Consider the following 22,908-nt stretch of genomic DNA (forward strand, 5'->3'; position numbering starts at 1 on the left):
GCAACCCTATGGTAGGAACCAATCCATTGCAAGAAGGGGGTAGGCGTGACCGCATCCGATAGCCTGTCGTTTCGGGCCGTGCTGGCCAGTTTCGACGCCGAACAGCGGCGTCGGGAATGGGCGACCGATTGGTCCATCGTGCTGCTCTATCGCGCACCGGGGCTGGTGCTGGCCTGGCTTTTCCTGCGTCTCGGGCTCTTGCCAACGACGGTCACGCTCATCGGCCTTGGCCTCAGCCTCGCCCTCCCGCTGACGGCCGGGGTGCTCCCGCTCTCCATCGCGGGAATCGCCGTCTTCGCGCTGGCGCTGGCGTTCCAGATCACCGATTGCGCCGACGGCACCATGGCCCGCGCCTCCGGTCAGATCAGCGCGACCGGCGGGCGCGCCGATTTCCTTGTGGATATGGCGCATTGGGGGCTGCTCTATGTCTCTCTGGGGCTTCTCGCCGACCGGACCTTCGGCACTGCGGGGCTTTGGTCCGCGCTCGGCGCCACCGCCGGGTGGATGCGGCTCTACGCGCGCACCTGCAACGACGCGGCCGCCGAGCGTCCCGACGACGGCTCCCCCAAGCCGCCCAATCCACTCATCGGCTTCATAGCCGGCCTCTACGGCCTGATCCCCTTCACCGCACTGGCCCCGAATCTCCTGCATATCTGGGTGATCGGACTTGTGATCTACAGCGCGCTCGACATCGCCGACGCTCTTTTCAACGCGTTCAGATGAAGATCGTCCAGATCAGCCCCTATCCCATGTCGCGCCCCGGCGGCGTGCAAAGCAATATCCGCGATCTTTCCGAATGGCTGCGCGCGCAGGGCCATGAGGTGCGGATCGTGGCCCCGCCCGGTGGCGCACCCGGCACTGACAAGGGCTTGATTGAACTGGGAAAGACGCGGGTGGTCTCCATCCACGGCACCACGTTCGAGTTGTCGCGCGCCAGCCGGCCAGAGCTTACCACCTGCGTTGCCGATCTGCGCGACTGGGGGGCCGACGTGGTGCATCTGCACACCCCCTGGACACCCATGCTCGCCTGGCAACTTTGGCGCCGGCTGTCGCTTCCGTCGGTGGCGACCTTTCACGCCACCCTCCCAAGAGACGGCGGCCTTGATCCGGTTTCATGGTTCCTGCGCCGTGCCGCGCGATATTTTCACCGCCGGCTGGATGCCATCATCGTGCCATCCAAGGCTCCGCAGGATCAATGGCGCGCCCTCGGTCTCTCGCCCGCGCCGCAGATCCTGCCGCCCGCGATCGACCTGTCGGCATGGCGCGCTGCGCGCCGTGCGCAACCGCCCCGGACCGGGCCGTTCCACGTCGTTTACATGGGCCGCCTGGAAGAGCGGAAGGGCGTCCGGATCCTGCTGGACGCATGGCCCGAGGTCGTGAAAAACATGCCGGACGCGCGGCTGACCATCGCCGGAAGCGGCACGCTCGAGGGCGCCATCAAGGACCGTGTGGCGTCAATGAACCTGCCGGGACTCAGCCTGCGCCCGGCTCCGGCCAACACCCCCGCCCGCGCCCTCATCGCCAGCGCGGACGTCTTCGCAGCCCCTGCATTGCATGGCGAAAGCTTCGGACTGGTGCTGATCGAGGCGATGTCGGCCGGGGCCCTGCCCGTGGCCGCCGCGAACGAGGGGTTTTCCACCGTGATGACCGGCGAGGGCGAGGAACTGCTGACCCCGCCCGGCGATGCCAGCGCACTGGCGGAGAAACTCATCGCGCTGGCCAGAGACGATGCCTTGCGCGAGCGGCTAGGCATCTGGGCACAGAATCATGCGCTGCGGTTCGACGTGGTACAGCAAGGTCCGGCCTATCTTGGCGCATTCGAACGCGCGCTCGGCTGACTCATACCGGCCTCACGTCTCACCGCTCAAAACGCGACTTTGCGGGGAAACGCTCCTCCAGCCAGCGTTTGACCATCCGCTCCACCCGCGGATTTGGCTTGTCCCCGAAGCTGTCGTTGAGTGTCGCGCTGACCGGGTTGCGCCAGCCGAGCCGCCGAAGCTGCGCCCATGTCCATGGCGTGAAATTCTCCAGCGAGACATAGCCTTCGACCGCGCGCACCTCACCCTGTGTCGCAGCCTCGGCGGCGCCGCTTTCATGGGCGTAATGCGGATAGAGGTATTCGGGCGCGATACACTCGGTGCTGCGAAACCGCGCCGCGCGGGTGGTCGCGAACTCGTCGGCGAACCGCTCTGTCATCTGTGCGAAACGGCCCCTGTCAATACGCTGGGGCCCGTGGATGACATGGTTGCGCCGGCGCGGCCCGAAGACCCGGCTCAGCGCCGCATCCGATCGCGCAAGCGCATGGTTCCACGGCGAATCCCGCTGCGGGTCGAGCGTCTCCAGCGGACGGGTCCGGCGCCGGTGAAACAGCGACAGGGGCCGCTCCCCGCGCATCAGCGACGCCATCAGCCCCGAACGCAGCAAAAGCATGTCATCCTCGAAATATACGAATTCATCGCTCAGACCGGGCAGAAGGTGCAGGTGGCTGATGATCGCGAAGGAATTGAACGTCGGCAGGATTTCCGGCGCCATGACCTCGTCATGATGCACCAAGCGCAAACCCGGCGCCTCGGGATTGAGCCAGTGGGGAACCTGCGGTCGGCACGTCAGCAGATAGACTCGCCTGACCTGGGGCAGAAATGTCTCGATCGACCGCAGGGAATATTTCAGCACATCGAGGTTATCGCGGGTGCGATTGGGGTTGGTATCATGCCCGTCCCCGGCATAGTGGCGCAGGGTATCGGCATAGCCATCGAATGTGTCATCCACCCACGTATAGACCACGTCGATCCGGCGATCCGTCATACTCTGCCCCTTCCGCGTCGCCGCATACTCCTTCCCCGCGCGCGGCTGTGCAAGCAGCTTGTCGGCTTCGCAACGCCCTCTGGCGTCCTCCCGGCCTCGATACCCCGGTTGCAACGTTCGCACCGTTCACCATGCCGCCGCAATGCGCCCCGCCGACATCAATACCGACGCGATACCGACGTTATACCGACGGAATACCGAAACGGCTTTTTGCGTGATTTCAGCGTGTTAACCCTGATTCGCCACAAAGGGACCGAATTTGCCGCTTGCCGCTCCATGACGGTCTTTCTACGCTCCCGACCATGTCCGAAACCGACCGCCAGACCGATCCACTCGACCCGGCCCGCGCCAATGCGCTTCTCACCGCGCTGGAGCGACCTGCCGAGCTTCGTTCAGGCGATCTGCTCCCACCCTTCTTCCATCACCTCTATTTCTGGAATGCGCGGCCCCCCTCCGCGCTTGGCCGCGACGGCCATCCCCGCCCCGGCGGGATCATCCCCGACACGGGGCTGCCACGCCGGATGTGGGCTGGCGGGCGCCTTGTTTTCAAGGCTCCTCTGCGTGTGGGCGAGACCGCGGAGAAGCGCACGACACTTGTGTCAACGACGCGAAAGACGGGCCGGACAGGCCCACTTGCCTTCGTCACATTGCGCCATGAGTTCACGCAGGGCGGCTGTCTTCGAGTGACCGAAGAACAGGATCTCGTCTACCGCGAAGACCCCGCCCCCGGCACATCCGCACCCAGACCGCCAAAGGCCCGCACGGATGAAGTTCAGTCAGAAAACCACGCGTTCGACAGCACCCTTCTGTTTCGCTATTCGGCGCTGACATTCAACGGGCACCGCATCCACTATGATCTGGATTATGCCCGTGAAACAGAGGGTTACGCTGGGCTCATCGTCCACGGTCCGCTTCTGGCGCAATTACTGATGCTGATGGAGCAGGACCGGACGGGCAGCCTTGCAACATTCTCTTTCCGCGCGTTCACACCGCTTCTGCACCATGAAACCGCAACGCTGTGCCGGGGCGACGATGGCGCCATGTGGGTCCGTGGCCCCGATGGCCGGCAGGTGATGACGGCCAAGGTGACGCCATAGGCAGGGCGTGGTTCTTTATTGAAATCAGGTCGTTATTCGGGATCTCGCGGCACCGCGACCAACCCCAGATCCCGCGCGGCTTGCATCGACAGTACTCCGGTGTCGAGCCCCTGTGGTTTTTGATAGCGGCGGATCGCATCTCGGGTCACCGCATCCATCGCCCCGCTGATCGGCCCGCGATAAATCCCCCGCACCTTCAGCGCCCGTTGCAAAGAGGCGACAAACTCCGCCGTCAGAACCTTCTGACATGGGGCCTCGAACCATGTCTCATCCCGCTCGCGTGTGATGCGCTGATGCGTCTCGGTCTTGTAGATCGCCGGCTGCTGCACGGTGCCATCGGACAGAACCTCGGGCGGCTGGACAAGCACTTGTTCTGAAACGGTTTCCACCACCGCTGGAGCGATATGCCTGCCCCAGCAGGTGCCTGGCTCTGCGCCCTCGGGTCCGTTTTCCGCGCTGTGGATCACATAGGGCTCGGAGTAGGCGCCCAGGTTCGAAAACACCCCGTCTTCCGGAGTGCAACCGGCCATGATCGCCAAGGCAAATACCAGGAACAGGGGGCGGAGCATGCTCGGGCCTCGGATTGGTTTTGCTCATGTTCTAGCCCGTATGGCATCAGGGCGAAAGCACCCGCTGCAAACAATACCTGAACATGCTTGAATTTTTGCCCGGAATGCGGGACGGGGTCGCAAATCGGGGTGGCGGGAACTATATGGCATGGCTAGAAATGATCAAATGACTTTGGAAGGGCCCCGAACGACATGGCGAAAATCACCTATATCGAGCACGACGGAACCGAACATGTGGTAGAGGTGGCGAACGGGCTGACCGTCATGGAAGGCGCGCGGGACAACAATATTCCGGGGATCGAGGCCGATTGCGGCGGCGCTTGTGCCTGTTCGACCTGCCACGTCTACGTGCATCCCGACTGGGTGGCGAAACTGCCCCCCAAGGACGACATGGAAGAGGACATGCTCGATTTCGCCTATGAACCGGATACCGAACGCTCTCGCCTGACGTGTCAGTTGAAGGTGTCCAGTGCACTGGATGGGCTGATTGTGCAGATGCCTGAAAAACAGATCTGATGCCAATCGGCCTTCGTGCGCTTGGGGTCTCGCTGGTCTTCTGGGCAGGCGGCGCCGCGGCGCAAGGGACGATTATTGGAGCGGAATACGGCGATCCAACCACCCGCTATGACCACGCCGTTCTCGGTGATGCGGTCGAGTGGGGCAGCCTGACCATGCGTACCGACACTTGCCGCCCGATCTGTGGCGGGAACGGTCTTGGAACGATCCGCATAACCTTGCCCGAAACGCGAGTCTTCGAGGATATCGAGCCCAAGCTCGTGGATGTGGGAGCAGAGACAGGCAAGGCGGCGATGGTCGTCGAAAGCGATCTGCGGCACGGGGCACGGCTTGCACTTTACGGGGCGCAGGGAATGATCGCGGCGACCCCTTTCATCGGACAACGCAACCGATGGCTCGCGCCCATTGGAGCGGCGGATCTTGACGGGGACGGACATGTGGAAATCGCCTACGTGGATCGCCCGCACCTCGCCCGAACACTGCGTGTCTGGCGCTTTCAGGGAGGCGCGCTCGAACAGGTGGCCGATGCCACCGGCCTGACAAATCATCGGATCGGGCAGGATTTCATCACAGGCGGGATTCGCGATTGCGGTGAGGGACCTGAACTGATCACCGTCGATGCCAACTGGACGCACATCATGGCGAGCCGTTTTGACGGAACCCGCATCGAAACCCGACGCCTCGCCCCCTATGAAGCGCGCCAGAGCGTGGCGCAGGTTCTCGACTGCGAGGAGAACTGATCGCTGCGCCGGGACCGTTGAAACGTCAATGAAAAAGGGCGCCCGTTCGAGGCGCCCTCCATTGCAAGTTTGGTGGATCGATCATCACTCTTCCAGCGACAGCGCCACAAAGCGTGGCTCCCCGCTGCGACGCACCAGCAGCAGAATCGATTTACGTCCCGCTTCGCGCGCCTCTTCGATCCGGTCCTCCAGATCCGAGACACGGCTCAGCTTCTGCTGGCTTGCCTCGGTGATGACATCGCCTGCCCTCAGCCCCTTTTCGTAAGCCTTTGAGGCTTGATCGACGTCACGCACGACCAGCCCTTCTGCCTCGGCGGGAAGGGAAAGCTGCTCACGCAGTTCATCGGTCAGAGACGAAAGCAGAAGACCCATAATATCCTTTTGCTGCGGCTCGTCCGGCACGTCCGGTTGAGCGGCGGGCATGGAGCCCTCTGCCTCTTCGCGGCGTCCGAGCGACACCTTGAGCGTTTGGGTCTTGCCATCGCGCAGCACCAGCACACGCACCGATTTACCAACCTCGGTATTGCCGACCTGGCGCACCAACGCTCGGACATCGTCAACCTCGATTCCATCGAAGGACAAGATCACGTCACCGGACTGCATGCCAGCGTCTTGCGCGGGACCTTCAGGGACATCCGTGACCATCGCACCGCGGGTGTTGTCCAGTCCATCAATCGCCTCGACCATGTCATCGGTAATGTCCTGAATGCGCACTCCAAGCCAACCGCGGCGCGTTTCGCCAAATTGCTTAAGCTGATCCACCACCTGTTTGACAACATTGGACGCCATTGAAAACCCGATCCCAATGGAGCCGCCGGTCGGCGACAGGATCGCGGTATTCACGCCCACGACCTCACCATCCATGTTAAAAAGCGGCCCGCCGGAATTGCCGCGATTGATCGCGGCATCGGTCTGGATGTAATCGTCATAGCTTCCTGAAAGTACGCGCCCGCGCGCCGAAACGATCCCGGCAGAGACCGAGAACCCTTGTCCCAGCGGATTGCCCATCGCGATGACCCATTCGCCCACGCGGGCGGTTTCGCTGTCACCGAATTCGACAAAGGGCAAGGGTTCATCGCTTTGCACCTTCAGCAGCGCAATATCCGTTGTCGGGTCGGTTCCGACCACCTCCGCAGGCATTTCCTCTCCTTCGAAAAACTCCACCCGAATCTCATCGGCACCGTCGATCACGTGGTTGTTGGTAACCACGAACCCATCCTCGGAAATCACAAACCCCGAGCCAAGCGCCGAGGTGCGGCGCGGACGGTTCCCTTCGCGGTTCCGGTCCTGGAACTCGCGGAAGAAGTCCTCGAAGGGGGAACCCTCGGGCACAATACCCTCGGGCGCTGTGCGCCCCGCGACCGTTGTGGACGTGGTGATATTGACCACCGCCGGGCTAACCTCTTCGGCGAGATCGGCAAAGCTTTCGGGCCGGGCCTGTGCGACGACCGCCTGCGTGAGCACAAAGACGAAGGCCAGTGCCGTGAGCCACAGCGTTCGAAACTGTGACTGGTGATCATGTTGGATTGAAACTGCCTTGGATGTCACGCCCAATTCTCCTTTGCTGCACTGTTGCGGAGCGGCACGCTGCCGCTCTTGCGATTTGCGTATGAATGTAAGGCTGATCTCCGACAACACAACCGATGTCGCGCCAGGTCAAGAGCGCGTGATCCGAGCGTGATCATGTAATGCGGACAAAAAGGACAAGAATGAGATCGATTTACCTCTACCCCGTCGCGGCGCAATAAAATGTGAATCGTGAAGAGAACCACACTGCGACGCCGAACGGCTCACGCACCAAGAGTTTTCGCGATCCAAGTGAGCACCAGACCAAGGGCAACGGCAAGAAGCCCCATCGCTCTGCGCTGGCCTTCGGGAATCGCCCGCAAGGCGGCAAGCAGATCATCAATGATGGAAGGGGCCAGTGCATACACCAGCCCCTCCACGATCAGCACAAGCCCGATGGCGAGAATTGCCGTTTCGATCATTGCGTCTGCGGCGCCTCACCCGACCGCAGGTATTCAAAGAACTCGCTGTCCGGCGTCATAACCATCGACGAATTTCCTCCTCTGAGTGCGCGCTGATAGGCTTCGAGCGACCTGTAGAAGGCGAAGAACTCGGTATCTGCACCATAGGCTTCGGCATAGATCCGGTTCCGCTCAGCGTCGGCCTCGCCGCGGACGACTTGCGCCTCGCGTTCGGCATCCGAGATCGTCTCGGTCACTGTCCGGTCAGCGAGCGCGCGCACACGCTGCGCGGCTTCGTTGCCGCGTGCGATCTCGTCGGCGGCTTCGCGGTCACGCTCGGCACGCATCCGGGCGAATGTGGCCTCAAGGTTCTGATCGGGCAAGTTAGTCTTTTTCAGACGCACGTCCACAACCTCAAGCCCGAGACCTTCTGCGCTGGCCTGTGCATTGTCCCGGATACGGGTCATGAGATTGCGACGCTCTTCGGACAGGATCGTGTTCGACGTGACCTGATCGGCACCAAGCACCTCTCGGATCTGCGCATTGAGGATTGACGACAACCGATCTTCGGCAGTGCGCACCCCGCCGACACCGACGGCCTGACGAAACTGCACAACGTCGCGGATACGATAGCGGGTGAAGGCGTCGACGATGAGACGGCGGTCATCCGATGGTGTCACCTCAATTGTTTCGGTATCTAGCGACAGGATTCGCGCGTCATAACGCACGACCTCCTGGATGAAGGGGATCTTGAACGACAGGCCCGGTTCCGACTTGACCTGCTTGATTTGTCCGAATTGCAGCACAAGCACACGCTCCCGCTCGTCCACGACAAAGATCGAGGACAGCCCGAGAAACAGCAGCACCACTACGGCCGGGATGATTATCTTAAGTTTACCCATAATATTCAGTTCCCCTGCGTATTGGAGCTGTTGCTGTTCGAACTTATAGTGTCACCGCTGTTGCGACGCAGCTCGTTCAGCGGAAGGTAGGGCACCACATTGTTGCCTCCTTCGCCACCAACGATGGATTCGTCCAGAATGGTCTTGTCGATATCGCCAAGCACTTGTTCCATCGTTTCGAGATAAAGACGCTTGCGCGTTACCTCCGGTGCATTCGAATATTCGGCGAGAACCGACGTGAACCGGCTTGCATCACCACGGGCCTCGTTGACGACACGCGCACGATACCCTTCGGAGTTTTCTAGGATCTGCGCCGCCTCACCGCGCGATTCGGCCAGAACCCGGTTGGCATATGCATCCGCCTGACGCTGCAATCTGTCACGTTCCTGTTCGGCGGCCTGCACTTCGCGGAACGAGTCGATTACTTCTTCCGGCGGGTCAGCCGTGTCGAGGTTCACACGCACGATGCGAATGCCGCTTTCATATTCGTCCATGGTCGCCTGAATGTCGGAGAATGCAGTATCCGCGATGATACCCCGGTCCCGGTTGAGGATCGGCGCTAGGTTTGAGGCCGCGATGATTTCGCGCATCACCGATTCGCCAGCGGCCTGCACGGTTAGCTGCGGATCGCGAATGTTGAACAGCAGCTTGGCTGGGTCCGCAACATTCCAGACAACCTGAAATTCGATGTCAACGATGTTGGCATCGGTGGTCAGCATCAAGCCCTCTTCGCGCCCGCCGACACTACGGCCGATTTCCTCGGTCCGTTCGGAGGTGACGTTGACGACCTCGGCCGACACCAAGGGCCACGGCGCGAAATTCAGACCCGGCTGGCCGGTGCTGTAATATGAACCAAGAAACAGCTCGACCGATTGTTCCTCGGGCTTGACCGTGTAAACGCTCGCCAGTCCCCAAAGGACAAGCGCCGCCGCCACGCCAAGACCAATAGTTCCGCGAGTGAAACGCGGGCCGCCTCCACCGCCAGAACCACCGCCGCCAGAGCCACCGCCGCGTCCGCCCATAAGCACACGAAGCTGGTCCTGACCCTTCTTCATCAATTCGTCGATATCGGGAATCTGGGGGCGATCATCCTCGGGGCGCCGTCCGCCACCGTTATTGCCGCGATTGTCGTCGCCGCCTCTGCCACCCCGATTGCCGCCGCCGCCCCAGGGGCCGCCATTGTTGCCTGCCATTAAGGTCTTTCCCTTCTCACATACGTCTTGCGCATCATACTAACTTGTGTGGCACGAGATTGAAATCAACCTGTGCGCACCGGCGTTTTCATAGTGACGATTTCTTCCGACATCGTAGGATGCACCGCGACGGTGCGGTCAAAGTCCTCTTTCGTCGCACCCATCTTCACCGCGATTCCGGCAAGCTGGATCATCTCGCCCGCGCCCGGCGCGACGATATGACAACCCAGAACCTTGCGCGAGGACTGGCTCACCACCAGCTTCATCAGAACCCGCTCGGCCCGTCCTGCGAAACTTTGCTGCATCGGTTTGAAAGACGTCGCAAAAACCTCGATTGGTTCGCGGTCGCGTGCTTCTTCCTCGGAAAGACCTACGGTGCCCATTTCCGGCTGGGTGAATATCGCTGTGGGAATCAGGTCGTGATCCACCGGCGTCGGGTTTCCCTTGAACACCGTTTCCACAAAGGCCATGCCCTCGCGAATTGCCACCGGCGTCAGGTTCATGCGGTCGGTCACATCGCCTATTGCATAGATCGAGGGCACGGCGGTTTGTGAGTATTCGTCCACGATCACCTGACCGTTGCGCCCCAATTCCACACCGATCTCAGACAACCCCATGCTTTCGGTGTTGGGGGCGCGGCCGGTTGCGAACAAAACCTTGTCAAACACGCGCTCTGTGCCGTTGGTTGCCTTGACCCATACGCCGCCGTCCTCTTCGCGCATCTCAAGCACATTGGTGCCGAGATGCACATCAACACCGCGCTGGCACATCTCCTCGCAGACCAGCCCGCGCGCTTCGTCATCGAAGCCGCGCAGTATCTGTGCCCCGCGGTAGAATTGTGTCACTTCAACGCCCAAACCGTTGAGGATGCCGGCGAATTCGCAGGCGATATAGCCACCGCCCACGATCAGGATGGATTTGGGCATCTCGTCCAAGTGAAAGATGTCGTTGGATGTGATGGCAAGCTCAACCCCCTGCATGTCGGGCTTTACCGGGCGGCCACCCATTGCAAGCAGGATATGTTTGGCGGTCTTGCGGGAGCCGTCGTCCAGTTCGACGGTATGTGCATCCGTTAGCTTTGCACGTTGGTCAAACGTCTCCACGTTGCTGTTTTTCAGAAGGTTGCGATATACCATTTCCAGCCGGTCAAGCTCGGTGTGCAGCTTGCCCTTGAATGCGCCCCAGTCAAATCCGCCCGCATGTACTGTCCAGCCATACGCCTGCGCATCTTCAACCATGCCCGCATACTCAGACGCAAAGACCATCAGTTTCTTGGGCACGCAGCCCCGGATCACACAGGTGCCGCCGTAGCGATCCTCCTCTGCCAACGCGACCTTCGCACCTTCCTGTGCCGCGACACGCGCCGCCCGCACCCCACCGGATCCGCCTCCTATAACGAACAAGTCGTAGTCAAAGCTCATGAAGTGTCCCTAATCTGCCAAATCGGTAAACAGGTTGTCGGTTTCCACGAAGTCGAGCGTCGCCTCCTCGACGGTGCCCGCGTTTATGTCGCGTACTTCCACCCTGCCATCGCCGTATCCGATCACAACCGCATCGCAGATATCTATGAAAAGCCCGTTCTCGACAACGCCCGGGATCTGGTTCAGCACCATGGCAAGCTGACGCGGATTGCCGATACGGCCCAAATGCAAGTCGAGGATATGGTTGCCCTCATCCGTAATGAACGGTGCATCGCCATTCATCCGCAGCGTGGACGAGCGGCCAAGCACATCCATTCCCACAAGCGTCTCCTCGATCAACGCCTGCGAAGTTTGCCAGCCAAAGGGCACCACCTCAACCGGCAGGGGGAAAGCGCCAAGCGTTTCAACCTCCTTGCCAATATCGGCTATCACGACCATCTGGTCACTCGCGGTGGCCACGATTTTCTCCTGCAAAAGCGCACCGCCGCCGCCCTTGATCAGATTGAGTTCCCCGTCAAACTCATCCGCGCCGTCAATCGTTACATCCAGCCATTTCGCGGCATCCAGGCTGATGACCTCAATACCGACCTCACGCGCCAGTTCGGCGGTGCGAGTCGAGGTCGGCACACCCTTTATTCGCAAGCCATCCTCGCGCACCATCTCGCCGAGACAGCGCACCAGCCAAGCAGCGGTGGAGCCGGTGCCGAGTCCCACCCGCATTCCGTCCTCGACAAAGTCCGTCGCCTTCTTGGCAGCGACGAACTTCGCCTTGTCTATGGGCGACAATTCTCCGGTCATGGCAGCGACTCCCAGGAACATGCATTCCCGGTGGTTATAAGGAAACTGAACCGGGGGCGCGAGGGAAGAATTCGACCGTTTCATTCCCCGGGCAAAGCGTGCGGCGCGTTTCCGATCGGAAGTGTCGCAAAGGGGGCGGACACGAAGGACGGGATTGGATACACATGCGGAATGGAGACACGCTATAGATTGCACTATGCCCCCGACAACGCCTCGATCATCGTGCGCATGGCGCTCGAAGCACTAGGGCAGCCTTATGAAACCGTATTGGTGGACCGCTCGACCCAGGCTCAGCGCAGCGCGAACTATCTTGCAATTACACCGACCGGGCTTATTCCGACTCTTGAAACCCCGCGCGGCGCGATCTTCGAGACCGGGGCAATCCTATTATGGCTGGCCGACACCCACGGGGCTCTCGCCCCTGCACCGGAGGCGCCGGAACGCGCGCAATTTCTCAAGTGGCTCTTTTACGTGTCGAATACGCTGCATACCGAACTGCGCATGACATTTTACCCTCGGCAGTATGTGGGCGAGGAGCACACGACGCAATCGGCGCTACGGCAGCAGGTTCGTGCCAATCTTGTGCGCGCGCTCGATCTGCTCGACGAGCTGGCGGCACGAGGACCGGGCTGGTTTAATGGCCCTCACCCTGGCCTGATGGATTACTATGTCGGTGCCTGTTTGCGTTGGATGGCGATCTACCCGGTGATGAATACCGCATGGTTCGACATTGCCCGCACTCCACATCTGCACTTGCTGGCACAACATCTCGACAAAGACGCCGCCGCGTACACTGTCGCGCAGGCAGAGGGGCTCGGCCCTACGCCGTTCAGCGCACCGCATCTCCCGCAACCCTCCGAAGGATCGGCCACCTGATGTTTCTGTCGGTTTTTGACATGTTCAAGGTGGGTGTGGGGCCGTCATCGTCTCATACGATGGGGCCTATGGTCGCCGCAGGGCGCTTTCTCGACATGATGCGCGCCGCCCCCTTCGAATTCGCCGGGGTCAGGGGCTCCCTGCACGGCTCGCTCGCCTTTACCGGGGTGGGCCATGCCACCGACCGCGCCACGATTCTCGGATTGGCAGGATTTCGTCCCGACACATATGACCACGACAAGGCCGAGGCCGCGCTGGCGGCGATACGGGAAACCGAATCGGTGACACCACCGGGTCTGTCACCACTCGCCTTCAATCCGCGTGAGGATCTGCGCTTTGATTTCGGCCCGGCCCTGCCCGGCCACGCCAACGGTATGATCCTGATGGCGACCGACGCACAGGGCGACGTGATCCTTCGGGACACCTTCTTTTCCGTTGGCGGTGGCTTCGTGCTCACAGAGGCGGAACTGGCCGCGGGCAAGGACACGGACCGTGGCCCCCCCGTTCCTTATCCCTTCAAGACCGCCTCAGAGATGCTGCAAATGGCCGAAACCTCGGGCAAATCCATCGCCGAAATGAAACGCACCAACGAAATCGCACGCGGCGGTGCCGAAGGTTTGCGTAGCGGGGTGGTGCGCATATGGCAGGTGATGAACGACTGCATCGACCGCGGCTTGTCGAGCGATGGAGTCCTGCCTGGAGGTCTTGGCGTGCGACGACGCGCAAAGGGTATCCATGACGCGCTCATGGCCGAGCGTGGAATGAACTTGTCCCCACCGCACACGATAAACGACTGGATGAGCGCCTACGCCATGGCGGTGAATGAGGAAAACGCCGCAGGCGGGCAGGTTGTCACCGCCCCCACCAATGGCGCGGCGGGCGTTGTGCCCGCGGTGATCCGATACTGGCTCGATCATGTTCCCGGTGCAAGCGCAAGCCGCGTGGACGAATTCCTGCTCACAGCTGCGGCGATCGGCGGGCTGGTGAAATACAATGCCTCGATCTCGGGCGCAGAGGCTGGCTGCCAAGCCGAGGTCGGCTCCGCCGCCGCAATGGCCGCCGCCGGGTTCTGCGCGGTGATGGGCGGCACCCCCGAACAGGTGGAGAACGCCGCCGAGATTGCGCTGGAACAGCATCTCGGCATGACCTGCGATCCCGTGAAAGGATTGGTGCAGGTACCCTGCATCGAGCGCAATGGATTGGGTGCCATCAAGGCGGTCTCAGCCGCGTCGCTGGCCCTGCGCGGCGACGGCCAACACCTTGTGCCGCTCGATGCCTGCATAGAGACCATGCGCCAGACCGGGGCAGACATGAGCGAGAAGTACAAGGAAACATCGCTTGGCGGTCTGGCGGTCAACGTGCCGAATTGCTAATCGGCAACCCCGGCAACCTGTCCAGTGTTTGCCGGGGCTCCACGGTGAGCAAGGGCCGTCACAGTCTCACCTCACTATTTGCTCGTCGTACACGAACATGTTGGCCCAGGCTCTGTCGATGAGTTCGGGGCTCATTTTGTAGGGAATACCTTCAAACTTGCAAATTTCAATCATCTGATCGATGAGAAAAACCGGCTGATAGTTGGCGTAGACATTGTCGATGGTCGGGTATTTCACATTCAAAAGGTGAATGAGCGCGCCTTCGTCAAGTGGCAGACCCTTCTTCCGTGCCACCAGCGCAAATATCTTGAGAAAGTTTTCCTGATTGGGACCATCGATCTTGATCTTGTAGAAAATCCGACGCAACGCGGCCTGATCAAATATCGCGTTGGGATGAAAGTTGGTCGAGAAGATTACCAGCGTATCGAAAGGCACCTCGAACTTCTCACCGGATTGAAGAGAAAGGATGTCCTTGCTTTCCTCAAGCGGGACGATCCATCGGTTGATCAGCGATTGTGGCGGTTCAGCCTGACGCCCCAGGTCATCGACGATGAAGATCCCGCCGGACGATTTCAGTTGAAGCGGTGCCTGATAAGTGCGGGCGGTCGGATTATAGACCAAATCGAGCATCGAAAGCGACAATTCGCCGCCAGTGATCACCGTGGGCCGGTCACAGCGAACATACCGCCGGTCAAACCCACGGCGGCGGCGCAGACTGTTTGGGTCGTCGGATTCCTCTTCTGCCTTGGAATGGACGATGGGGTCATAAACGGTGATGACCTGGCCCGCATACTCGATGGCTCGGGGCACATAGACCTTATCGCCCATCGCGTCACGGATTCCATTGGAGATTGAGCTTTTCCCGTTACCGGGCGGACCATACATCAGGATAGAACGGCCGGAGCTTACTGCTGGGCCGAGGTGGTCTAGAAGCGAGTCCGGCAGGATCAGATGCCCCATCGCGTCGGTCAGTTGCTGACGGGTGATCTGGATGTTTCGAATCGACTGACGCCTGATCTGCTCTCGGTAAACCTCCAGTGGCACCGGCATGGCTCCAAAATACTCCGACTGCGAGAGCGCGTCGAGCGCGCGGGCCTTGCCGGCATCGGTAAGCTGATAACCCATTTCGTTGCCGCTATTAGCATTTAGTGTGCCGGTGGCCTCGATCAGACGTTGTTCGCGGCTCATGTCAATCAACTCCTGCGTCACCGCGGAGGGCAGACAGATGGCACGCGCCAGATCGCTGACCATGTCCACATTCTTCCGGAACATGGTTTTCAGAAGAATATCGCGCATCATCACCAGCGGAAGGTTCATGTCCTCCAGGCGGCGCGGGGCGGGCGGGGCCGTGACAGTGGCTGTGGTTTCCATGTTCATGAAGGAGACATGGCAAAGCGATGTGGCGGAATTTTGGCGCGAACAGGGTTCGGTGCGGGTAAGTTTCTCCAGAACCATTTGGCAAAACACCTCGGAAAGATGTTTCGCGGCCTGACTGGAAGTCAGGCGCCGTAGACCGCACCCAGAGCGAGATAGGCCGCCAGCGTACCGCCAAGCGCCAGCCCCATCGGGAAATCGGACTTGAGATACCAGCTTTTCCAATCGGGCAAGGCGCGAGAGATCGGGGAATGCCGCGCCAGCCGGTGGGTCAACCATGCCGCCAGAAGCGTGGCCGCGAACAGGGCGATCAGTAGTCGTGCATCACCGGGATGTATGAAGGGTGCGGCGGCGGCGGCGAATTTGGCGTCTCCGGCACCGACAAGGCCAGCGGCATTAAGCGCGATACCCGCCAGAAGCACGACTGCCAGTTGCAGAAAACGCCAAGGATATTCCGCCATAGGAAGCGCAAGTAAGCCCACCACGACGAAAACCGCGAAAAGCGTCATAACGGCGATGTTCGGTATACGCATGCTGCGCATGTCACTCCAGGCCACATAAAAGCAGATCGGCGCCACGAAGGGCAGAAACCAAAGCGCGGATGTTTCGGTGATCATCATCATGCGCTTGGCATATCAGCCTTCCAGCGCGCGGAGAGAGCGCACCGCAGCCTCGAAATGTCGGGGATGTGTTTCGATCGCCTCGCGTAGCAAGCCCTTTCCGGTCTCCACATCGTTCTGCTTGATCGCGGACAACGCCATTGTATGAAGGAGTTGTGCACGTTCGGTTTGAACCATCGGGATCACGGGCAAGGTGTAGTTACGCTGTGCCCCGCGGGCAAGGACGAGGTTGTTCTTCGCCGTGAAGAGAGACTGATCCTGTCTGATCGCCTCACCAAACAGACGTTCAGCCTCGGCATAATCGCCGCGTGTCAGTTTCGAATACCCCCAGTTATTCAGCACACCGGATGGGCGAGTGGTCAAGCCCACAGCCGTTTGATAGAAGCTGTCAGCCTTGTCCCAGTCCTCGTTGCTGTCTGCCACCATCGCCTCAAGCCTATACCGCTTGAAGGTTTCATGCGTGGGGGGCACGGCGTCCAGCTCTTTATCAGCACGCTCCCAATCGCCTGCACGGATGAGCGCATCGCCCAGATCAACACGATCTTCGCTGGTGCTGTCGGGATGTTTGATCACCTCATCCCATGCGGCCACCGCCTCTGTATGGCGCTTGGCGCGGATCAGAGACTTGGCCAGCCCGCGGCGAATATCAATTCGGTCAGGATTGTCCTTCAGAGTGCGGTTGAAATAGGCCACCGCTTCGTTCGGATCAGCCACAGTCAGCATCACATCGGAAAGATTGCTTTCGTCCACCGCGTTGACGTTCTGGATCGCGCGGTCAACCGAATTGTCATCAGGTTTCTGACAAGCCGAAAGCGCCACGGAACCGCCCAAACACAGGGATACAAGGAAAGGATGGCGCATTGTTGCGTCCTTTTACTGCTCTTGCCTCATGTCAAGGTGCACTTCGGATCAGGTAGTCGCTGCTGCCCCGGCGCACCAGTTTATATTCTTGTTTCTCCTCCTCATCATAAGAGGAATTTTCCATTTTTGCGAGAGCCAAACGCAAATTATCGCGGATCGCGTCACTTTCGCCATTATCGAGCGCGTAGGCGCGGCGGAAAATCTGCTCTGCCTCGGCGGTTTCGCCGCGCTCCATCAACACCACGCCAAGATTGTTCCACGTTTCCGGGATGGCCTTGTCCGCTTCGATGGCGCGGCGCAGAAGATCCTCCGCTTGTCCAAGGCGCCCCAGGCCGAGATTAGCCGATCCAAGCGCCGAGAGGATGTCGGGTGTCAAACCGTCCTGCGCAGCGGCGCGGGTAAATGCCTTGAGCGCAAGCTCATGCTCGTCCGCCGCCATCAGGCGATGGCCAACAACCAATCCGTCCTTGGCCTCTTCGCCTGTTGCGCGACCGGGGGGATAGGGCCCGTCTTCGTGCGCGTCGAGCCCGCCTGTGTCGCAGGCGGCCAGCAGAAGCGCGCTAACCAACAGCCCCCCCCCCAGAATTGAATTCATGTGATTTGTTAGCCTATTTACCGATCATCGTGATGCCATGCACCGAAGGGCCGACCAGAATGATCAACAACGGGGGCACGGTCAGCATCATTGTGGCAAGGGTCATCTTCGTTGGCAACTTATTTGCTTTTTCCTCAGCTCGCATCACACGCTTGTCGCGCATCTCGGCGGCATAGACACGCAACGCTTCTGCGATAGAAGTGCCGAAAGTCGAAGACTGGATCAATACCGTAACAAAGCTGGAGACATCCTGAACACCGCAACGTTCTCCCATATCGGAGAGCACCTGGCTCTTGTCCTTGCCCGCCTTCATCTCGTAGGCAACGATCTCGAACTCATCGGCCAGTGAGGGGAAAGAGGCCCGGAGTTCGCGCGCAACGCGAACGATGGATTGATCAAGCGACTGCCCCGCCTCGACGCAGACAAGCAACATGTCGAGACTGTCCGGAAAGCCATCTGTGATTTCTTCCTTGCGGGATTCAAGCCGCCGTGTGACCCAGTATTTCGGCAGCAGGTACCCTGCCCCTCCCGGTCCAAGAACATACATCAACATCTGTTTGGTCGTGGCCCCGTCGCTGCCCTTGACCAGCGTGAAGTAGGCCAGCCCGCATATCAGCCCCCCGATCCCGAGAGCGAATTGCGAGAGGTGAAAATAGCGCACCGCGTCGCGTGAATGATACCCTGCCTGAAGGAGTTTGAGCTTGATGGACGAAAGCTCCTCATGGTCCTGCGGCTCAAGAAAGGCTTTGTATTTTGCCAGCCTCTCATTTGATGACGCGCGCCGAAGCTTTTCCTTGCGGTCCTTTCGGTTTGTGCCTTCAGCGGAGGCGTTCTTGAGCTTGTTCAGGGGATCGTCGTGATCCTTGACCATCATAACGATGGTCAGAACGATCAAAGCCACACCGAGCCCTCCGACAAGGATGAGGGGTCCGAAAGGGCCGAGCGTGCCGGTCAAGATATCCATGATTCGATCGAGCATTTCGGCCCCTCCTATACCTTGATGTTGGTCAGTATGCGCATCACGAAAAGATTGGCCGCAAGAAACAGAGCCACCGCGATGCAGGCCGGAATGAAGAGTTCGTGGTCCTTCACCTCGTCGTAATAATGCGGGTCGCTGAGATTGATGAAAATCAGAGCGGCTACCGGGAAACCGGAGAGAAACTTTCCGGACCACTTGGCCTCTGCGGTAATGGCCTTCACGCGACGAAATAGTCGGAAGCGGGCACGGATCACTTTGGACAGCCCTGCGAGGATCTCGGCAAGGTTGCCACCCGATTGCTGCTGAATCGTGACGGCCACGGCGAGAAAGCGCATGTCCTGCATATCGAGCCGTTCTGCCATGTCCTTGAGCGCCTCGCCAACGTCGCGGCCGTAGGCAGATTCATCTGCGATCATACCGAATTCGGTTGCAAGGGGGTCATCAAGCTCCTTCGACACGATTTGTATCGCAGAGGAGAAAGGATGCCCCACGCGCAGAGAGCGCACCATAAGCTCGATAGCGTCGGGAAGCTGTTCTTCGATCATCGAGATACGTTTGTTCGCCTTGGCGCTGACCCAGAAATAGACTCCGCCGACGCCTGCTGCGAGTCCAACAATCATGTTCGTCAATGGCCCTGAATCGGTGCCGATGGTCAAACCAAGAAACGCAACCCCGGACAACCCCGCCATAAGCAGGATGAGCTGGCGTGGAGAAAAAGCGATGGCGGCCTTTTGTGCCTTGTCGCACAAAAGCGAATAGATCGGTATGGAGCGCACGCCACTATGCTGCGCCATCTCTTTGCGTAGCTGTTCGAGCACATCTTGCCGCGCCTGCCCCTTGTCGAGCATTTCAAGACGGCGGTTGACCTTGGAATTGAGGCTGATGGATTTCCCGAAAACTGTGAGATAAACACCTTCCACCAGCACCAGAACACCGATGAAAACAAGGCCGTAGATGATCAGTTCTGCATTGATCGGCATGGTTGTTACCCCGCTGTCGGTTCGTAGATGGAAGGCGGCAGGTCATAACCCCACATGCGGAAGCGTTCCGAGAAATGGGAGCGCACACCAGTGGCGGTGAAATGGCCGATGATCTTGTTTTCCGGGGTCAACCCGGTGCGTTGAAACTTGAATATCTCTTGCATGGAGATCACGTCGCCTTCCATCCCGGTAATTTCGGTGATCGAAGTCATGCGGCGCGAACCGTCCTGAAGACGACTGGCCTGCACTATGAGGTGAACAGCGCTTGCGATCTGGCTGCGCACCGCCTTGATCGGCATCTCGATTCCAGCCATAGCAATCATGTTTTCCAGTCGTGATATGCCGTCACGCGCAGAGTTGGCGTGGATCGTCGTCATGGAGCCGTCGTGCCCGGTGTTCATGGCCTGAAGCATGTCGATCACTTCCTCGCCGCGCGTCTCGCCCACGATGATGCGATCCGGGCGCATCCGCAGCGCATTCTTGAGACAGTCGCGGGGAGAAACCGCGCCCTTGCCCTCCACATTGGCGGGGCGGGATTCCATGCGGCCGACATGGGTCTGCTGAAGCTGAAGCTCGGCCGTGTCCTCGATCGTCAGGATGCGTTCGGAATTGTCGATAAAGCTCGACAGCGCGTTTAGAGTGGTCGTCTTGCCCGAGCCGGTCCCGCCAGAAACGATGACATTCAGCCGAGTGGCGACCGCAGCCTGGAGATAGGCGGCCATTTCCTCGGAGAACGCACCGAATCGCACCAGATCGTCGATGCCGAGCTTGTCCTTCTTGAATTTCCGGATCGAGACGAGCGAGCCATCCACCGCGATCGGCGGCACCATTGCATTGAACCGCGAGCCATCGGCAAGGCGCGCGTCCACATAGGGATTTGATTCGTCCACCCGGCGGCCCACCGCGCTCACGATCTTGTCGATAATACGAAGCAGGTGCCTTTCGTCCTTGAAGGTAATGTCGGAGAGTTGAAGTTTGCCATCGCGTTCGATGAAAATTTGCTGTGGCCCGTTAACCAGAATGTCGCTGACCGTGTCGTCCTTGAGCAGCGTCTCAAGCGGACCCAGTCCTGTCACCTCGTCATAGAGTTCCTGATTGAGCAGTGCGCGTTCGTCGCGGTTCAGGACGATAGACTTTTCCTGCAACACTTCGCTTGCGATTGCTGTAATCTCGTTGCGAAGATCTGCCTCACTCGCCTGGTCGAGGGCAGCCAGATTGAGATTGTCGAGCAGTTCGCGGTGCAGGTCGAGCTTGATCTCCGCCAATCGTTCCTTGCGCTTGCGTTCCTTGTCGGCGGAAGCGGGACGGGCCTGCAAGGTCGGGTTGGGACGACGCAGATTCTTGACAACGGCTTCATCTGCCGAGCTTGGCGCTGCCGTGGCTTTCTCGGTCGTTTTCGCAGCCCCGGCCATCGCAGGCGCCGGCGCTGGTTTGCCTGCTGATTTCTTGTATCTTGAGAACATCTTGACCTCTTGGCTTATGCCGCCTGCGTATCCGCCTTGTCGAGTTCATAGAGCGACAGGGCCAGTTTCGCGATTTCCCGTCGAAGCGGGTTTTTCGATGCTGATATTGCGAGGGGTGACCCGTGATCGCCGGCCTGCATGACTGGGCGTCCGCCATCAGGCATCAGAACATCAATCGAAATGCCAAGCGATTCGGCCATTCGCTTCACCCGTGCCTTGCCTGAAAGGTCCGTGAACTTGGGCGCACGGTTCATGACATATCTCAGCTTGTCGTATGGCAGATCCTCTGCCTGAAGTGCACGCTTGAGCCGCATCGCATTCTGCGCCGAACGCATGTCGATTTCGAGCATGGCGAAGTAGACATGTGCGGCATTGAGGACCACCTCGGACCACTGCACCAGGGTCGAAGGCATATCGACGATGACAAAATCGAAATGGTGCCGTGCAGTTTCCATCACGCGCTCCACATCCTCCGAGCCGATCAGGTCGAGTGGGAGCATGTCGGTTGGCGCGGTAAGCACCTGCAACCTGTCCTCAAAGGTCAGAAGCGCCTGACCAAATGCCTCGTGGTCCATGCCTTCGGTATCCGACAGCAACTCATAAACCGCTTCGCGCCGAGGAAGGTCAAGATAGGTCGAGACCGATCCAAATTGCAGGTCGAGGTCGATCAGACAGACCTTTGGCGGATCGGCCTTGTCGGCGATGGCCAGTTCCCAAGCCAGATTGACTGCCAACGTGGTCGCGCCACTTCCTCCCGCAAGCCCATGGACGGCGATGAGAACCCCCTCATGGCTTTGCGCATTGCCGCTAAGTGCCACCTGCGCTGGCTGCGGCTGGTCTGCAACTGGTTCGGGCTTGCGGATACGCCCGATCGCGGCATTCAGTTCCCCGGTCGGAAGCGGGTAGGGAATAAATTCATCCGCGCCGCTGCGAAGCAGTTGGTGAAGTGCGACCGGTGTGATGTCTTCTGCCACCAGAAGCGTCTTGATTCTCCGCATTTTCGCTGACTTTACGATCTCCAGCAGCAACGGAAGGTTGTCCTCGTCAAAATCGTCCACCGCCAGGGCGATAAACTCCAGATGACCAGACTCAGGCTGGTTAAAGAATTGCAGCGCATCGGCAAAGTTCAGATCCCCCCATTGCTCTCCAAGAGCTTCCTCCATGTCCTCGATAAGCAAGTCGAAATTCTGAACGTCCCGGCAGACCGTACAGGCCAGAATGGGGCTCGGTTCCGAATTCATCTTTGCGCTACTCGTCATGTTTCACGTCCTTACACCTACTGGTGGGCCATCTCACGACAATACGCCGGATTGGCCAGGCGCTCGGTTTCCACCGCGCGCACTGCTCCCATGGAGACGACAATCGCCGTAGACTGGGGCAACATTGGGGCTAAAAAGCCGAAATTGTGCGGTATTGGGCGACGGTCTCACAACCGTAAGGCGTAGAGTATCATGCTGTGCCAACAGCCGATCGCGCAAGATCGCGGCTGTTCAGACGGGAAACATCGCAGGAGGCCGCCTAGGATGCGGACTCATAATGCCTTGCCCAGAGGCGGGAGCAAGCCATGAGCACCGCAGCGAGATAGTTGCGGGCGGATTTCTCGTAGCGTGTCGCGATCTTGCGGAAGTGTTTGAGCTTGTTGAAGAACCTCTCCACGAGGTTGCGCTGCCGATAGATCGCGGGATCGACCGAGCGTTGCACATTGCGGTCGCGCTGGGTCGGGATGTGGCCGCGTCCGCCATGCGCGGCGATCAGCTCGAGGATCGCGCGGGCGTCGTA

Annotated in this window: 24 protein-coding genes; 7 read left to right on the top strand and 17 right to left on the bottom strand. The window is 59.8% G+C overall.

Annotation, left to right across the window (positions count from 1 at the left end; all coding sequences use genetic code 11):
- The first annotated feature begins 45 nt into the window (after positions 1–45).
- Positions 46–723: a CDP-alcohol phosphatidyltransferase family protein gene (locus BMW66_RS20015; RefSeq protein ID WP_175483220.1), complete on the top strand. Its 678-nt coding sequence runs from the start codon at positions 46–48 to the stop codon at positions 721–723.
- A complete protein-coding gene (locus tag BMW66_RS20020; protein ID WP_139196156.1) occupies positions 720–1,838 on the top strand; it encodes a glycosyltransferase family 4 protein in 1,119 nt (372 codons plus the stop codon). Before BMW66_RS20015 ends, BMW66_RS20020 begins: the two co-directional genes overlap by 4 nt.
- A 19-nt stretch (positions 1,839–1,857) precedes the next feature.
- Here BMW66_RS20020 and BMW66_RS11160 read toward each other — a convergent pair whose 3' ends face one another.
- On the bottom strand, positions 1,858–2,805 hold the full coding sequence (locus tag BMW66_RS11160; RefSeq protein WP_093118469.1) for a stealth conserved region 3 domain-containing protein: 948 nt from the start codon (positions 2,803–2,805) through the stop codon (positions 1,858–1,860).
- 302 nt (positions 2,806–3,107) lie between these two features.
- Between BMW66_RS11160 and BMW66_RS11165 the strand changes: the two genes are divergently transcribed.
- Positions 3,108–3,902 (top strand): HTD2 family dehydratase, encoded by a 795-nt coding sequence (locus BMW66_RS11165; protein ID WP_093118471.1) that lies wholly within the window; start codon positions 3,108–3,110, stop codon positions 3,900–3,902.
- 32 nt (positions 3,903–3,934) lie between these two features.
- Here BMW66_RS11165 and BMW66_RS11170 read toward each other — a convergent pair whose 3' ends face one another.
- Positions 3,935–4,471: a peptidoglycan-binding domain-containing protein gene (locus tag BMW66_RS11170; RefSeq protein WP_245729458.1), complete on the bottom strand. Its 537-nt coding sequence runs from the start codon at positions 4,469–4,471 to the stop codon at positions 3,935–3,937.
- Positions 4,472–4,663: 192 nt separating this feature from the next.
- Between BMW66_RS11170 and BMW66_RS11175 the strand changes: the two genes are divergently transcribed.
- Complete coding sequence (locus tag BMW66_RS11175) at positions 4,664–4,987, top strand: 2Fe-2S iron-sulfur cluster-binding protein (protein WP_093118473.1); 324 nt, start codon at positions 4,664–4,666, stop codon at positions 4,985–4,987.
- Positions 4,987–5,727, top strand: coding sequence for a hypothetical protein (locus tag BMW66_RS11180; protein WP_093118475.1), 741 nt, complete (start codon positions 4,987–4,989; stop codon positions 5,725–5,727). Before BMW66_RS11175 ends, BMW66_RS11180 begins: the two co-directional genes overlap by 1 nt.
- An 84-nt stretch (positions 5,728–5,811) precedes the next feature.
- Here the strand turns inward: BMW66_RS11180 and BMW66_RS11185 are convergent, their stop codons facing one another.
- From BMW66_RS11185 to rpiA, 6 genes are all read right to left on the bottom strand, one after another.
- Positions 5,812–7,275: a DegQ family serine endoprotease gene (locus BMW66_RS11185; protein WP_093118477.1), complete on the bottom strand. Its 1,464-nt coding sequence runs from the start codon at positions 7,273–7,275 to the stop codon at positions 5,812–5,814.
- Between the two features lie 242 nt (positions 7,276–7,517).
- Positions 7,518–7,715: a DUF2065 domain-containing protein gene (locus BMW66_RS11190; RefSeq protein ID WP_175483221.1), complete on the bottom strand. Its 198-nt coding sequence runs from the start codon at positions 7,713–7,715 to the stop codon at positions 7,518–7,520.
- Positions 7,712–8,596 carry a protease modulator HflC gene (gene hflC, locus BMW66_RS11195; protein WP_093118479.1) on the bottom strand — a complete coding sequence of 295 codons (885 nt, stop codon included), beginning with the start codon at positions 8,594–8,596 and terminating at the stop codon, positions 7,712–7,714. The genes BMW66_RS11190 and hflC overlap by 4 nt, the downstream gene beginning before the upstream one ends.
- Before the next feature lie 5 nt (positions 8,597–8,601).
- The gene (gene hflK / locus BMW66_RS11200) at positions 8,602–9,789 is read right to left on the bottom strand and encodes an FtsH protease activity modulator HflK (protein ID WP_093118481.1); all 1,188 of its coding nucleotides are present in this window, start codon (positions 9,787–9,789) and stop codon (positions 8,602–8,604) included.
- 65 nt (positions 9,790–9,854) lie between these two features.
- Entirely contained in the window at positions 9,855–11,210 is a 1,356-nt protein-coding gene (gene gor / locus BMW66_RS11205) for a glutathione-disulfide reductase (RefSeq protein WP_093118483.1), read from the bottom strand.
- 9 nt (positions 11,211–11,219) lie between these two features.
- Positions 11,220–12,008 (bottom strand): ribose-5-phosphate isomerase RpiA, encoded by a 789-nt coding sequence (gene rpiA, locus BMW66_RS11210; protein WP_093118527.1) that lies wholly within the window; start codon positions 12,006–12,008, stop codon positions 11,220–11,222.
- Between the two features lie 171 nt (positions 12,009–12,179).
- Between rpiA and BMW66_RS11215 the strand changes: the two genes are divergently transcribed.
- Entirely contained in the window at positions 12,180–12,884 is a 705-nt protein-coding gene (locus tag BMW66_RS11215) for a glutathione S-transferase family protein (RefSeq protein ID WP_093118485.1), read from the top strand.
- On the top strand, positions 12,884–14,257 hold the full coding sequence (locus BMW66_RS11220; RefSeq protein ID WP_093118487.1) for an L-serine ammonia-lyase: 1,374 nt from the start codon (positions 12,884–12,886) through the stop codon (positions 14,255–14,257). Before BMW66_RS11215 ends, BMW66_RS11220 begins: the two co-directional genes overlap by 1 nt.
- 66 nt (positions 14,258–14,323) lie before the next feature.
- Here BMW66_RS11220 and BMW66_RS11225 read toward each other — a convergent pair whose 3' ends face one another.
- The 9 genes from BMW66_RS11225 to BMW66_RS11265 all read right to left on the bottom strand — a co-directional run.
- On the bottom strand, positions 14,324–15,634 hold the full coding sequence (locus BMW66_RS11225) for an ATPase (RefSeq protein ID WP_093118529.1): 1,311 nt from the start codon (positions 15,632–15,634) through the stop codon (positions 14,324–14,326).
- Between the two features lie 122 nt (positions 15,635–15,756).
- A complete protein-coding gene (locus BMW66_RS11230; protein WP_093118489.1) occupies positions 15,757–16,254 on the bottom strand; it encodes a prepilin peptidase in 498 nt (165 codons plus the stop codon).
- Between the two features lie 12 nt (positions 16,255–16,266).
- A complete protein-coding gene (locus tag BMW66_RS11235) occupies positions 16,267–17,112 on the bottom strand; it encodes a tetratricopeptide repeat protein (protein ID WP_093118491.1) in 846 nt (281 codons plus the stop codon).
- A gap of 31 nt (positions 17,113–17,143) precedes the next feature.
- Positions 17,144–17,707: a tetratricopeptide repeat protein gene (locus BMW66_RS11240; RefSeq protein ID WP_093118493.1), complete on the bottom strand. Its 564-nt coding sequence runs from the start codon at positions 17,705–17,707 to the stop codon at positions 17,144–17,146.
- A 13-nt stretch (positions 17,708–17,720) separates the two neighbouring features.
- A complete protein-coding gene (locus tag BMW66_RS11245) occupies positions 17,721–18,686 on the bottom strand; it encodes a type II secretion system F family protein (protein ID WP_093118495.1) in 966 nt (321 codons plus the stop codon).
- Positions 18,687–18,697: 11 nt separating this feature from the next.
- On the bottom strand, positions 18,698–19,666 hold the full coding sequence (locus BMW66_RS11250; RefSeq protein WP_093118497.1) for a type II secretion system F family protein: 969 nt from the start codon (positions 19,664–19,666) through the stop codon (positions 18,698–18,700).
- Between the two features lie 5 nt (positions 19,667–19,671).
- Positions 19,672–21,129: a TadA family conjugal transfer-associated ATPase gene (locus BMW66_RS11255; protein WP_093118499.1), complete on the bottom strand. Its 1,458-nt coding sequence runs from the start codon at positions 21,127–21,129 to the stop codon at positions 19,672–19,674.
- 14 nt (positions 21,130–21,143) lie between these two features.
- Complete coding sequence (locus BMW66_RS11260) at positions 21,144–22,388, bottom strand: CpaE/TadZ family protein (protein WP_093118501.1); 1,245 nt, start codon at positions 22,386–22,388, stop codon at positions 21,144–21,146.
- Between the two features lie 259 nt (positions 22,389–22,647).
- Positions 22,648–22,908: transposase (locus tag BMW66_RS11265; RefSeq protein WP_139196157.1), on the bottom strand; the 261-nt coding region annotated here is incomplete at its 5' end.

Origin of the sequence: Salinihabitans flavidus, from assembly GCF_900110425.1 — a bacterium.
In the GTDB taxonomy this organism is placed as follows: domain Bacteria; phylum Pseudomonadota; class Alphaproteobacteria; order Rhodobacterales; family Rhodobacteraceae; genus Salinihabitans; species Salinihabitans flavidus.